Annotated in this window: 9 protein-coding genes; 3 read left to right on the top strand and 6 right to left on the bottom strand. The window is 59.5% G+C overall.

The features are described from left to right. Positions 1 to 325: 325 nt before the first annotated feature. Entirely contained in the window at positions 326 to 2,620 is a 2,295-nt protein-coding gene (locus tag ABJP42_RS17655) for an adenosylcobalamin-dependent ribonucleoside-diphosphate reductase (RefSeq protein WP_348342714.1), read from the bottom strand. Positions 2,621 to 2,809: 189 nt separating this feature from the next. On the opposite strand from ABJP42_RS17655, the gene ABJP42_RS17650 reads away from it, so the two are divergent. Next, a complete protein-coding gene (locus tag ABJP42_RS17650) occupies positions 2,810 to 3,241 on the top strand; it encodes a DUF1489 family protein (protein ID WP_348342712.1) in 432 nt (143 codons plus the stop codon). A gap of 136 nt (positions 3,242 to 3,377) precedes the next feature. Here ABJP42_RS17650 and hisG read toward each other — a convergent pair whose 3' ends face one another. The 4 genes from hisG to ABJP42_RS17630 form a co-directional block, all read right to left on the bottom strand. Further along, the gene (gene hisG / locus ABJP42_RS17645) at positions 3,378 to 4,070 is read right to left on the bottom strand and encodes an ATP phosphoribosyltransferase (RefSeq protein WP_348342710.1); all 693 of its coding nucleotides are present in this window, start codon (positions 4,068 to 4,070) and stop codon (positions 3,378 to 3,380) included. Then, positions 4,067 to 5,155 (bottom strand): ATP phosphoribosyltransferase regulatory subunit, encoded by a 1,089-nt coding sequence (locus ABJP42_RS17640; protein WP_348342708.1) that lies wholly within the window; start codon positions 5,153 to 5,155, stop codon positions 4,067 to 4,069. The genes hisG and ABJP42_RS17640 overlap by 4 nt, the downstream gene beginning before the upstream one ends. A 4-nt stretch (positions 5,156 to 5,159) precedes the next feature. Continuing rightward, complete coding sequence (gene hisS, locus ABJP42_RS17635; protein ID WP_348342706.1) at positions 5,160 to 6,659, bottom strand: histidine--tRNA ligase; 1,500 nt, start codon at positions 6,657 to 6,659, stop codon at positions 5,160 to 5,162. 193 nt (positions 6,660 to 6,852) lie between these two features. Continuing rightward, positions 6,853 to 7,680, bottom strand: coding sequence for a crotonase/enoyl-CoA hydratase family protein (locus tag ABJP42_RS17630; protein WP_348342704.1), 828 nt, complete (start codon positions 7,678 to 7,680; stop codon positions 6,853 to 6,855). A 113-nt stretch (positions 7,681 to 7,793) separates the two neighbouring features. Between ABJP42_RS17630 and ABJP42_RS17625 the strand changes: the two genes are divergently transcribed. Together ABJP42_RS17625 and ABJP42_RS17620 are read left to right on the top strand one after the other, a co-directional pair. Then, positions 7,794 to 7,988 carry a SlyX family protein gene (locus tag ABJP42_RS17625; RefSeq protein ID WP_348342702.1) on the top strand — a complete coding sequence of 65 codons (195 nt, stop codon included), beginning with the start codon at positions 7,794 to 7,796 and terminating at the stop codon, positions 7,986 to 7,988. A gap of 144 nt (positions 7,989 to 8,132) precedes the next feature. Beyond that, entirely contained in the window at positions 8,133 to 8,762 is a 630-nt protein-coding gene (locus ABJP42_RS17620; protein WP_348342700.1) for a hypothetical protein, read from the top strand. Positions 8,763 to 8,881: 119 nt separating this feature from the next. Here the strand turns inward: ABJP42_RS17620 and dnaE are convergent, their stop codons facing one another. Further along, positions 8,882 to 12,394, bottom strand: coding sequence for a DNA polymerase III subunit alpha (dnaE, locus tag ABJP42_RS17615; RefSeq protein ID WP_348342698.1), 3,513 nt, complete (start codon positions 12,392 to 12,394; stop codon positions 8,882 to 8,884). Positions 12,395 to 12,473: the final 79 nt, after the last annotated feature.

The following is a 12,473-nucleotide window of genomic DNA, read 5'->3' as shown; positions in this document are numbered from 1 at the left end:
GGGGCATGCCTTGTCCCATCAGTACTTCAACCTGCCGTAACTTCACGACGATCTCTTCCGGCTTGGGTCTCTTAATGGCCATACTTGGTCCTCCGCTTTCCTAACTATAGGGGCGGACCACTTCAAAGGGGGAAGCTCATCCGCGCTGAGAAAGTTGAAGCTGGATTTGAGCAGGTTCTGAGCGCCATGACACCAACTGAAAATGTTCTCTCCGTGGCGATGTCGATGCTGAACGACGCATCAAGCCAGCGCGATGAACTGGTCAAATTGCAAACTGTTGCTGGCTTTCACACATGGTTTCACAAAAACTCCATTCCGGCCTTCCTTAGCCGCATTTGGAATGACCGCAACTGCGGCAAGTCATGCAGCCTTCAACCATTTGCAGGTCAAACTGGCCACAGCTAGGGCAGGCTTTGCCGCGTGGTGCGTTCAGGTTCACCACTTCTGCCTGCGGGTCAGATTTCAACCCCATGCCTTCGCCTTCCAAAAAACCGGTCTTGACCATATGGGTCTCGATCACGCCACCGATGGCCGCCAGGATCGACGGGATGTATTTCCCCTGCACCCAGGCACCACCACGCGGATCAAACACCGCTTTCAGCTCCTCAACAACGAACGACACATCACCGCCACGACGGAACACAGCCGAGATCATCCGGGTCAGCGCCAGCGTCCAGGCATAGTGCTCCATGTTTTTGGAGTTGATGAAGACCTCAAAGGGACGCCGATGATCAGAAATGATGATGTCGTTGATGGTCAGATAGATCGCATGCTCAGAGTCCGGCCATTTCAGCTTGTAGGTATGACCTTCCAGGCTCTGCGGGCGATCCAGCGGTTCGGACATATAGACCACTTCAGCGCCATTTTCGCCGATGTCGCTCTCATGTGGGGCGCCTGCGGTCTCTCCCGGGGCAGTGTCAGCGCTTTCGCTCACAGACAGAACAGATCCGGTTACATCATTGGGGCGATAGGTGGTACAGCCTTTGCAGCCTTGATCCCAGGCCTGCATGTAGACATCTTTGAAATCATCAAAGGAGATGTCTTCCGGGCAGTTGATGGTCTTGGAGATCGAGCTGTCGATCCATTTCTGCGCTGCCGCCTGCATTTTGACATGGGCAGCAGGGGAGAGGGTTTGGGCATTGACAAAATAGTCGGGCAGCGGCGTGTCGCCAAACTTATCGCGCCACATCTGCACCGCGTAGTCGACCACTTCCTCTTCGGTCCGGCTGCCGTCCTTCTGCAATACCTTACGAGTATAGGCATAGGCAAAGACCGGCTCGATCCCCGAGGAGACATTGCCCGCATAAAGGCTGATGGTGCCAGTGGGGGCAATCGAGGTCAGCAGCGCATTGCGGATGCCGTGTTCGCGAATAGCCTCGCGCACATCCTCGTCCATATTCATCATATTGCCCGAGGCCAGATAGGCTTCGGCATCAAATAGCGGGAAGGCGCCCTTCTCTTTGGCAAGATCCACCGAGGCCAGATAGGCGGCGCGGGCGATCGCGTGCAGCCAGCGGTCGGTCTGACGCGCCGCTGCCTCGGTGCCATATTCCAGCCCCAGCATCAGCAGCGCATCCGCAAGCCCCGTGACCCCAAGCCCAATCCGGCGTTTGGCCTGGGCCTCAGCTGCCTGAGCCTCCAGCGGGAATTTGGAGACATCGACAACATTGTCCATCATCCGCACGGCTGTGGCCACCAGTTCCTGCATCGCGGCCTGGTTCAGCTCGGCATTGGCCTCAAACGGGTTGGACACCAGCCGCGCCATGTTGATCGAGCCCAACAGACAGGCGCCATAGGGCGGCAGGGGCTGCTCACCGCAGGGGTTGGTGGCGCAGATCTCTTCCACATAGCTCAGGTTGTTGGCCTTGTTGATGCGATCAATAAAGATCACCCCCGGTTCGGCATAGTCATAGGTGGCCTGCATGATCTTGTTCCACAGATCGCGCGCCTGCACTGTGTGGTAGATCTTGCCATCGAACTGCAATTCCCAGGATCCGTCGGCCTTGACCGCCTCCATGAAGTCATCACTGATCAACACCGACATATTGAACATGCGCAGCCGCGCCGAGTCGGATTTGGCGGTGATGAAGGCCTCTACATCCGGGTGATCGCAGCGCATGGTCGCCATCATCGCGCCGCGACGCGAGCCCGCCGACATGATGGTGCGACACATGGCATCCCAGACATCCATGAAGGACAACGGCCCAGAAGCATCGGCAGCGACACCTTTGACATCGGCACCGCGCGGGCGGATGGTGGAAAAATCATAGCCAATGCCACCCCCCTGTTGCATGGTCAGTGCGGCTTCTTTCAACATGTCAAAAATGCCCGACATACTGTCCGGTACAGTGCCCATAACAAAGCAGTTGAACAGGGTCACCTGGCGCGCGGTGCCCGCCCCGGCGGTGATGCGCCCGGCTGGCAGGTATTTAAAATCTTCTAGGGCGTCGTAGAATTTCTCTTCCCAGACCTCAGGCTTGGTCTCAGCCCGGGCCAGATCCCGTGCGATCCGGCGCCAGCTGTCCTCCACGGTCACATCGATGGGCGTGCCATCCGCTTCCTTGAAACGGTATTTCATATCCCAGATCTGTGCGGCGATGGGGGCAGCAAAGCGGCTCATATAGTGATTCCCTATTGGTCTTGTATCGGAGTGAGTGACGGTTTCGATACTACAGGCTGATGGAAATCCTCAACGTCGAAAGTACAGATCCTTGAGAAATAATTACTCAGTGTACCACAATATCTGGCTCGCAACAAACCGAGAAACACTATATAAAGGTCCGGCTCTGGACGACTCTGTGGGGAAGCTGTGGATAACTACGTCAATCTGGTGAAGCTCTCTGTGGGAACAGAAAGCGTCGAAGGCCTGCAGGACTGGCAGGAAATGACCCGCCAGCGCCTTCCCGAAACCCTGCCCCGTCATGTCACCCGCATGTGGCCCAAACGCGAGGCGGAGATTCTGGCAGGCGGATCAATCTATTGGGTCATCAAGGGGCAGATCCAGTGTCGCCAGCGCATTCTGCGCATGGATGAGGTCATTGGCGAAGATGGCATTCGCCGTTGCGCCATCATCCTGGATCCGACGTTGTATCGGACGCATACGGCAATCAAACGCCCCTTTCAGGGCTGGCGCTACTTGAAGCCCGAAGACAGCCCCGCCGATATGCCCGAAGGACGCCGGGCCGAAGAACCGCTGCCGCTGGAGCTATCACAGGCCCTGGCTGAGATTGGCGTGATCTAAACCGCCAGCGCGCGTCTGCAAGGCCGCAAAAGGACGGCACAACGCCGCGCAAAGCGCGGCGCCGGGCCCAACGGGAGCCGCGTGCAATTTATTGCATGGGCGACGGGCGGGAGCCCCCCGCTTTGAGCCCAGCATATCAGCCGTGGATCAAATCCGTCAGCGCCTTCAGCGCCTGGCGTTCCGATTCCGAATACTCCGCCACCCGGCTTCGCCAAAGCGTTGCCTGGCTTTGCAACACCAGACCATCCGACAGCAGTTTCAGGTGATTTGCCCGCAGGGTTTCCCCGGTTGAGGTGATATCGGCCACCATCTCGGCGGTTTCGTTCTTGACGGTGCCCTCGGTGGCGCCCTGGCTGTCCACCAGCTGATAATCCGCCACCCCGGCCTCGGTCAGGAATTCACGCACCAGACGGTGGTATTTGGTTGCAATCCGCAGCCTATGGCCATGAGTCTTGCGGAAGGAGGCCGCGACCGCATCCAGGTCATCCAATGTATCCACATCGATCCAGCACTGTGGTACCGCCAGGATCAGATCTGCATGGCCAAAACCTAAGGGCTGAATCTCTTCCAGCTGCTGCTCCCAGAGCGGCAGTTTTTCCTGGATGAGATCGGTTCCCGTGACCCCGAGGTGAATGCGCCCTGCCGCCAGCTCGCGCGGGATTTCCCCCGCCGAGAGCAAGACCAGCTCCATGCCCTCCACCCCTTCGATGGCGCCGGCATATTCACGCTCAGAGCCGGTACGCGACAGGGTCAGGCCCCGTTTGGCAAACCAATCAAAGGTCTTTTCCATCAGCCGCCCCTTGGACGGCACTCCCAGTTTCAGGCTCATGACTGACCCTCCTCGAGCATCAGCATCAAATCGGGGCGCAGCACGCCCCCCACAGCCGGGATTTCCGCCCCCTGCCCCAATTGCCGGGTCAGCGCATCATAGCGCCCGCCGCTGGCGATGGGCGGCAGGTCCGGCCGTGCCTCGGCATAAAAGCCAAAGACAAACCCGTCGTAATACTCCATCGAGGTGCGCCCATAGGAGGCTTCAAAGTCGAGGGTATCAATATCGATGCCGCGCGCCTTCAGCGCTGCGACCCGCGCGTCCAGGTGATCCAGCGCCGGGTTGATCGCCGGCAGATCCACGGCAATGTCGCGCATCTGCTCCAGCGCAAAGGGCACCGTTTCGCGTACCGCCATCAGTGCTTCCAGCGCCAGAAGTTCATTCTCCGCAATCGGCGGTGCCGCCGCATCTGCCCGCAGGGCTTCCACCCGCGCGTCTACCTCGGCCTCGCGGCGCTTGCCCAGAACCGTTGCAGATCCGGTCAGCGCTCCCTCGGAAGACAGTAGTTTCAACCTGCTGTCCGGCACGGCGCTGCGCCCGGCATAGCGGTCCAGCAAGGAGCGGAACCGGCGGGGCCGCCAGATATGGCGCATCAAGGCTGATTTGCGCAACTCGGTGGTGTTGAGGCCTTCAACAGCCGCCATCAAAATACCGATGTCACCTGTCGCGGCCCGCAGCGGCAGCCCGCGCAACTGCAGGGCGATCAAGGCAAAGACTTCGGCATCGGATCCAGCGGAATCGGCGCGGTCAAACACCTCGTAGCCCACCTGTAGATACTCGTTTGAGCGGTCCGGATCATGTTCCTGGCGGCGAAACACCTCGCCGGCATAGGTATAGCGCGCCGGTTCAGCTCCTTCGCTCATATGCATTTGCACCACCGGCAGGGTGAAGTCGGGGCGCAGCATCTGCTCCCCGCGCACCGCGTCCGAGGTCACATAGGCGCGGGCGCGAATGTCCTCACCATAGAGATCCAGCAGCGTGCCGGCGGGCTGCAGCAACGGCGGGTCCACCACCTGGGCGCCGGCCGCCTCAAAATTCATCCGCAGGCGCGCGGCGCGCGCCAGTGTTTTAGAGCGATCTGACATATGTTCAGTCCTGACTCTCGAGAATTTCACGCACCTTGGCGACCAGTTCACCACGGGGCACTTCAAACTGGCTAGGGCGTTCTTTCCATTCTTCCAGCGTTGCGCTCTCAGCAATTTTTGCACCCAGGATCAGATCTTTGATCTGGATGACACCAGCCGCCTTTTCGTCACCGCCTTCGATCACCGCCACCGGAGAGTTGCGCCGATCTGCGTATTTCAGCTGGTTGCCAAAATTCTTCGGGTTGCCCAGATAGACCTCGGCCCGGATGCCTGCATTGCGCAGTTCCGCCACCATGGTCTGGTAGTCGGCCATACGTGCCTTATCCATCACCGTGACCACAACTGGCCCCTTGGGCGTGGAACTGAGCCGGCCCTTTTCGCGCAGCGCCGCCAGCAGGCGATCAACGCCAATCGACAGGCCCGTCGCAGGCACTTCCTGGCCGGTGAAACGCTTCACCAGGTCATCATAGCGTCCGCCGCCCGAGACCGAGCCGAACTGTCGCTTGCGGCCCTTATCGTCGAGAATGTCAAAGGTCAGCTCTGCCTCATAGACCGGGCCGGTGTAATAGCCCAAGCCACGGACAATCGAGGGATCAATCTCGATGCGATCAGAGCCGTAGCCCCCGGCAGCCATCAGATCGCCGATCTGTTCCAGCTCACCAATGCCTTCGGCACCAACCTTGGACGCGCCCACGGCGGCGCGCAGGTTCTGGAATGTTTTGGCGGCGGTCTCCGCCTTGGAGGTCAGGAAGGCCAGAACCGGCTCCACCTGATCCAGGCTGAGACCGACACCATCAATGTAAGCGCCCGAAGCATCGAGACGGCCCTTGGTCAGCAGCTCACGCACGCCAACTTCGCCCACTTTGTCGAATTTATCGATGGTGCGCAACACGTTGTCCTTTGCCGCCTGATCATCGCCCAGGCCCATGACCTCCAGCACGCCGTTCATCACCTTGCGGTTATTGACCCGCACCAGATAATCCCCGCGCGGAATACCAACGGTTTCCAGCGTGTCAGACAGCATCATGCAGATCTCGGCATCTGCCGCCATCGAGGCGGTGCCGACGGTATCGGCATCACATTGATAGAACTGGCGATAGCGGCCAGGCCCTGGCTTTTCGTTGCGCCAGACCGGTCCCATCGCATAGCGGCGATAGGGGGTGGGCAGATCATTGCGGTGCTGGGCATAGACCCGCGCCAGCGGCGCTGTCAGGTCATAGCGCAGCGCCATCCAGTCGCCCTTGTTGCTGTCGGGATCGTTCTCGTCGACCTCCTGCCAGGCAAAAACACCGGCGTTGGGACGCTCCACATCGGGCAGAAATTTGCCCAGTGCTTCGACGGTTTCTACCGCCGCGCTTTCCAGCGCCTCAAACCCGTAATGATGATAAACACCCGCGATGGAGCGCAGCATTTCAGAACGCTGGGTCACCTCTTCGCCGAAATAGTCACGAAATCCTTTGGGCGTTACGGCCTTGGGACGGGGCTGTTTCTTGATCTTGGCCATGAATAAGGCCTCCTCACGGGTGGGTTTGGGTCATTTACTCGCCGCGCGGTCTAGCCCAACCCGCCCCTGTGAGCAAGGCGACAGGTTCAACCGCCGCCCTGACGCAGGTCGGCAATCTGGCGCTGACTAGCCAAACTGCATGACACAACCACGACAGGCCGAACCTGCCGAAAAGCGCCGCGTTACGCAGGCCTCAGATCTTGGAGAAATCCCCAGACCGCCCCAAGCCCTTGGCAAAACGCTGCGCCCCGGCGCGCCCCTCTGCCAGAAAGGCCGAGGCAGAGCGCCATTCGCGCCGCAGTGCCTCGGCCAGATCCTGCGAGGGCATCCGCGCCGAGAGGTGGTCGGCCCGCATACAGGCCTGCGGAAACCGAGTAAGATCCTGCGCCAGCGCCTGGGCCAGCTCCAGCGCCTCCCCGCTTGGCGACAAACGATCCGCAAAGCCAATGCGATGCGCCTCTTCTGCAGGCAGGGTACGGCCGGTCAGGATCAGATCATTGGCCCGGCCCTGACCCAGAATGCGTGGCAACCGCAGGGTACCGCCATCGATCAGCGGCACCCCCCAGCGGCGACAATAGACGCCGGCAAAGGCATCCTCTGCCATCACCCGCATATCGCACCAGGCGGCCAGCTCCATGCCCCCCGCCACAGCCGGGCCTTCGATCGCAGCAATCACCGGTTTCGACAGCATCAACCGCGACGGCCCCATGGGGCCGGGTCGAGGGTCCACCACCGGATCGCGCCAATGCGCCTCGATCTCCAGCTCTGCCAGCCAGTCATCGGACCCGCCAGCGCCTGCGGCCTTGAGATCAAAGCCGGAGCAGAAATAGCCGCCCTCCCCGGTCAGCACCGCCACCTGAGCCGTCTCATCTGCCTCGAACTGGAGGAAAGCAGCGTAGAGCGCCCGCGCAGTGGCCGGGTTCACCGCATTGCGCATTTCGGGGCGGCAGATGGTCACTGTCATGACGCCATCCTGTTGATGTGTCTCTACCAGTGACTTTTCAAAACCAGTCGCGGCCATGGGCATTCCCTCCTTCGCGGTCAGATCGCATTCTTTGCGACCAGCCTGCGCCTGTTGCCCATGGACCGGCAAGGATAAGCCGCATATGACGTTGCGCAGCTATGGAGAGTCTCATGCAAGCCTTGGAAGAACAGATCGCCCACCTGACCCGCAGCGTCGAAGAGCTGAGCGACGTTGTCGCCAGCCAACAGACGGAGATCGACCGCCTGTCCAAACGGGTACGCATGTTGATGGAGCGCGAAGCCGGGCGCGAACAAGGCAGCGGTGGGGCACATGTCTTTGGCGACGAGCGCCCGCCGCACTACTAAAGTGCGCGCACCCAAGGCGGGTGCCGCTTCCCACGGTTTCTGCTTGTCTATTTGTAAAACGCACGTCAGGCTCACCCTCATATTTTGCTGGCCCTGCGGTCGGCCCAGTTTTTAGTCAGTGTATATGTTTGAGGGAGCGGACCCGTGGCCGAGACCAAAGATGACCCGGTGAAATTTGTTGAAGATGCAATTCTGCGGCACCAGGAGCGGGTGCAAAAATTCTACAAAACCCTGTGGAAGCGGATCAAATCCGTTCTGGCGCCGCTGAAGAAGTTTCTCAAGGATCTGCTCGCTGCTGCAAAGACCCTGATCAAAACCGTTGGCAAGGCCGTCATCAACAAGCTCACCAGTGCGATACGCGCCATACTGGACCTGTTGAACCGGCTGGAGAAAATGCTGAAGTCCATCATCCTGCTGGGCAAACGCATTCTGGCCACCCTGCGCAAGGCAAAAGATCAGGTCAAAGCAATCCGATTTCTGAAAACCGTGGTCCGCAAATATGTCGAGTTCATCAAGCAGGTCTGGGCAATGATCGCGGATCTGGGAAAACAGATCAGCATTCTGGATGCCGCTGTTGCTGTGCTAGACACCTTCAACTCGGTTCTGAGTTTCCTGTTCAACTGGATCAGTGCCCTGATCAAAGGCATCGCCATGATGACGCGCAACACAGGGCGCCACCTGAAACAGGGGCTCAAGGCCTTTGTCAAAGAGCGCAAAGAGGCGATCCAGCTCGGCCGCTATGTCGCCAAAATGCCGGTACCAAAGCCGGGGTAACCCTCCTTAAAAACCGCCAGGGCAGCGCCCGACCCTCCCCACGGAAGGGCGCTTCGCACCCACCCAGGGTCAGGAACTCCCCGTGGGTCCTGGCAAGCGCTTCCTCTGACCTGACTGCGTCAAATCTCCTCGACCTCCATAACCCCTTCCAGTGACTTCAGCGCGCCTTTGATCTGCGGGTTGATGGGGAACATCTGGCCTAGGTTCATTTCCACATCTCCCGGCAGATCGGAATCCTGTAGGTAGAGGTAGATTTCGCCGGGGCTGGCGCTGCGGGCGGCCTTTTTGGCGTCTTCCAATACCGTCGCCACCGTGCTGATCGCCGTTGCATCATCCAGATAGATCCGCAAAGAGGAGCGCCCGGCATCGGCCACCGCCGCATCCACCGGCCCGGCAGAGCGCATTAGCAACTTCAACTGATCACTCTCCATCGTGGCCTCGGCGGTGATCACCACCTTGGACCCCGTATCAAGGTATTCGCGAGCCTTCTCCAGAACATCCGAGAAAATCGTCACCTCGTAGCCCCCGGTGGTGTCAGAGAGCTGAGCAAAGGCAAAACGGTTGCCGCGGGCTGATTTACGCTCCTGCCGCCCGGCAACCACCCCGGCCATTTTGGCCATGAAAGGCCCGCGCTCGGCCTTAGCCATGACCTCATCCAGCGTCATCACGTCCTTGCGTTTCAGGGCGGGCATATAGTCGTCCAGCGGATGACCCGAGAGATAAAACCCGATCGCCTTGAACTCTTCCGACAGCCGCTCGGCTGGCAGCCAATCCGGCGTATTGGCCAGGCGGGGTTCGGGCAGGTCATCGCCGGCCTCACCAAAAAGGGAGACTTGGTTGGAGTTCTTTTGTTCGTGGATCGCATTGGAGTAGTTCACCAGCCCTTCGAGGCTGTCAAACACCCGGCGGCGGTTGCGGTCCAGCTGGTCAAAGGCGCCGGCGCGGGCCAACATCTCCAAGGGGCGCTTGCCGATCTTTTTCAGGTTCACCCGGCGGGCAAAGTCGAAGACATTTACAAAGGGCTGCTCGTGCCCGTGTTCACGCCTCGCCTCGGCCACCAGTCGCATCACATCCATGCCGACGTTTTTCAGCGCGCCCAGCGCATAGACCAGCTCACCGTTGACCACATTGAAGGTTGCCAAGGAACGGTTCACGCAGGGCGGCACATAGGGCAGGCCAAGGCCTTTTTTGACCTCTTCAAAATAGATCGACAGCTTATCCGTCAGATGGATATCGCAGTTCATCACCCCGGCCATGAACTCCACCGGGTGGTTCGCCTTGAGCCAGCCCGTCTGGTAAGAGACCACCGCATAGGCTGCCGCGTGGGATTTGTTGAAACCGTAGTTGGCGAATTTCTCCAAGAGGTCAAACACCTCCGAGGCCTTCTTGGCTGGCACGCCATTCTCGCCAGCGCCCTTTTCAAACTTGGGCCGTTCGGCGTCCATCGCCTCTTTGATCTTTTTACCCATGGCGCGGCGCAGCAGGTCAGCACCGCCGAGACTATAGCCCGCCATTACCTGGGCGATCTGCATCACCTGTTCCTGATAAACGATAATGCCTTGAGTTTCCTCAAGGATATGGTCGATCAGCGGATGCACAGACTCAATCTTTTTGAGGCCGTTCTTTACCTCGCAATAGGTCGGGATATTCTCCATCGGACCCGGACGATAAAGCGCCACCAGCGCAACAATGTCTTCGATACAGGTGGGTTTCATGCGCTTAAGCGCATCCATCATGCCGGTGGATTCCACCTGGAACACCGCCACGGTCTTGGCCGAGGAATAAAGCTTGTAGGTGGGCTCATCATCCAGCGGAATGGCGTTGATCTCGTTCACCGCGCCGGTCGGCGGCTCATAAAGCGTGGTGCCATCAGCCGCCGTGTGCAGATCCCGGCCTGACTGTTTGATCAGATCCACCGCGTTTTGAATAACAGTGAGGGTTTTCAGGCCCAGAAAGTCGAATTTGACCAGCCCGGCCTGTTCCACCCATTTCATGTTGAACTGGGTCGCGGGCATGTCAGAGCGCGGATCGCGGTAAAGTGGCACCAGCGCATCCAAGGGCCGGTCGCCAATCACAACCCCCGCCGCGTGGGTGCCGGCAGAGCGCAAAAGCCCCTCGACCTGCATGCCGTATTTCAAAAGCCGGTCCACCACCGGCTCGTTTTTGGCCTCTTCGGCCAAGCGCGGCTCTTCCTTGAGACTGTCGACGATGGACATCGGCTTGACGCCTTCAACCGGGATCAGCTTGGACAGCCGGTCCACCTGGCCATAGGGCATCTGCAAAACCCGCCCCATGTCGCGCACCGCCGCCTTGGAGAGGAGCGCGCCAAAGGTGATGATCTGGCCAACCTTGTCGCGGCCATATTTCTCTTGCACGTATTTGATCACCTCTTCGCGGCGATCCATGCAAAAGTCGATGTCGAAGTCCGGCATCGAGACCCGTTCCGGGTTCAGAAATCGCTCAAACAGCAGCGAATAGCGTAGCGGGTCAAGGTCGGTGATGGTCAGCGCATAGGCCACCAAAGAGCCCGCACCCGAGCCCCGCCCTGGTCCCACTGGAATATCATGATCCTTTGCCCATTGGATGAAATCGGCAACGATCAGGAAGTAGCCGGGGAAGCCCATGCCCTCGATAATGCCAAGCTCAAAATCCAGACGTTCCTGGTATTGCTCGATGGTGACCGCATGGGGGATCACGGCCAGGCGTTGCTGCAGGCCCTCATTGGCGATACGGCGCAGCTCTGCCACCTCATCATCGGCAAATTTGGGCAGGATCGGATCGCGCAGGTAAGCCTTGAAGGCGCAGCGTTTGGCAATCTCGACTGTATTCTCAAGCGCCTCGGGCAGATCGGCAAACAGCGCCACCATTTCTTCCTGGCCCTTGAAGTAATGCTGCGCGGTCAACCGGCGGCGCGGTTCGGACTGATCCACATAGGCACCCTCGGCGATGCAGATCATCGCATCATGGGCCTCATACATTTCCGTGTTGGGGAAATAGACGTCATTGGTGGCGACCAATGGCAGCTCCATGGCATAGGCCATTTCCACATGGCCCCGCTCACTGAGACGTTCCGCCTCGGGCTGACCATCTTCGCCGGGATGGCGTTGCAGCTCAACATACAGTCGATCTGCAAAGATGGCCTTGAGCCGTTGCACCAGCTCTTCGGCGGCGGGGCGCTGCCCTTGCCGCAATAGACGACCCACCGGCCCGTCCGGCCCACCGGTTAGGCAGATCACATCGCCTGCATTTTCTGCCAGCTCTTCCAGCGTCACATAGGGCAGCTCGCTGCCCTGGCGCAGATAGAGGCAGGAGTTCAGCTTCATCAGGTGCTCGTATCCAGCCTCGCTCTGCGCCAACAGAACCAGGGGCGCGGGCGGTTGCGGGCGCTCTCCCGGTGCGGGGTCGATAAAGCGAAGGTCCATCTGACAGCCAATGATTGGCTGCACCCCTGCGTTGCTGGCAGAGACAGAGAACTCCAGCGCCGAAAACAGGTTGTTGCTATCGGTCACCGCAATCGCTGGCATCTCGTGCTTTTTGCACAGGTCCGGCAGCTTTTTCAGGCGCAACGCGCCTTCGAGAAGGGAGTATTCCGTATGCGAGCGCAGGTGAATGAATCGAGGTGCATTTGTCATAAGCGCCAAGCTAGCTGATCCCCAGCGCTAGGATAAGTGCCGATCTTAGCCTCGGAGGTAAAAGGCTGAGACCGCAAGA

Origin of the sequence: Pseudophaeobacter sp. (genome assembly GCF_039971195.1) — a bacterium.
Lineage (GTDB): Bacteria > Pseudomonadota > Alphaproteobacteria > Rhodobacterales > Rhodobacteraceae > Pseudophaeobacter.
This window is presented reverse-complemented; position numbering and strand designations above follow the sequence as displayed.

Bases quoted from the DNA above. Each gene is read 5' to 3' on its own strand.
- dnaE (WP_348342698.1), bottom strand. From the start codon at position 12,394: ATGACAAATGCACCTCGATTCATTCACCTGCGCTCGCATACGGAATAC.
- hisS (WP_348342706.1), bottom strand. From the start codon at position 6,659: ATGGCCAAGATCAAGAAACAGCCCCGTCCCAAGGCCGTAACGCCCAAA.
- ABJP42_RS17640 (WP_348342708.1), bottom strand. From the start codon at position 5,155: ATGTCAGATCGCTCTAAAACACTGGCGCGCGCCGCGCGCCTGCGGATG.
- ABJP42_RS17655 (WP_348342714.1), bottom strand. From the start codon at position 2,620: ATGAGCCGCTTTGCTGCCCCCATCGCCGCACAGATCTGGGATATGAAA.
- ABJP42_RS17625 (WP_348342702.1), top strand. From the start codon at position 7,794: ATGCAAGCCTTGGAAGAACAGATCGCCCACCTGACCCGCAGCGTCGAA.
- ABJP42_RS17630 (WP_348342704.1), bottom strand. From the start codon at position 7,680: ATGGCCGCGACTGGTTTTGAAAAGTCACTGGTAGAGACACATCAACAG.
- hisG (WP_348342710.1), bottom strand. From the start codon at position 4,070: ATGAGCCTGAAACTGGGAGTGCCGTCCAAGGGGCGGCTGATGGAAAAG.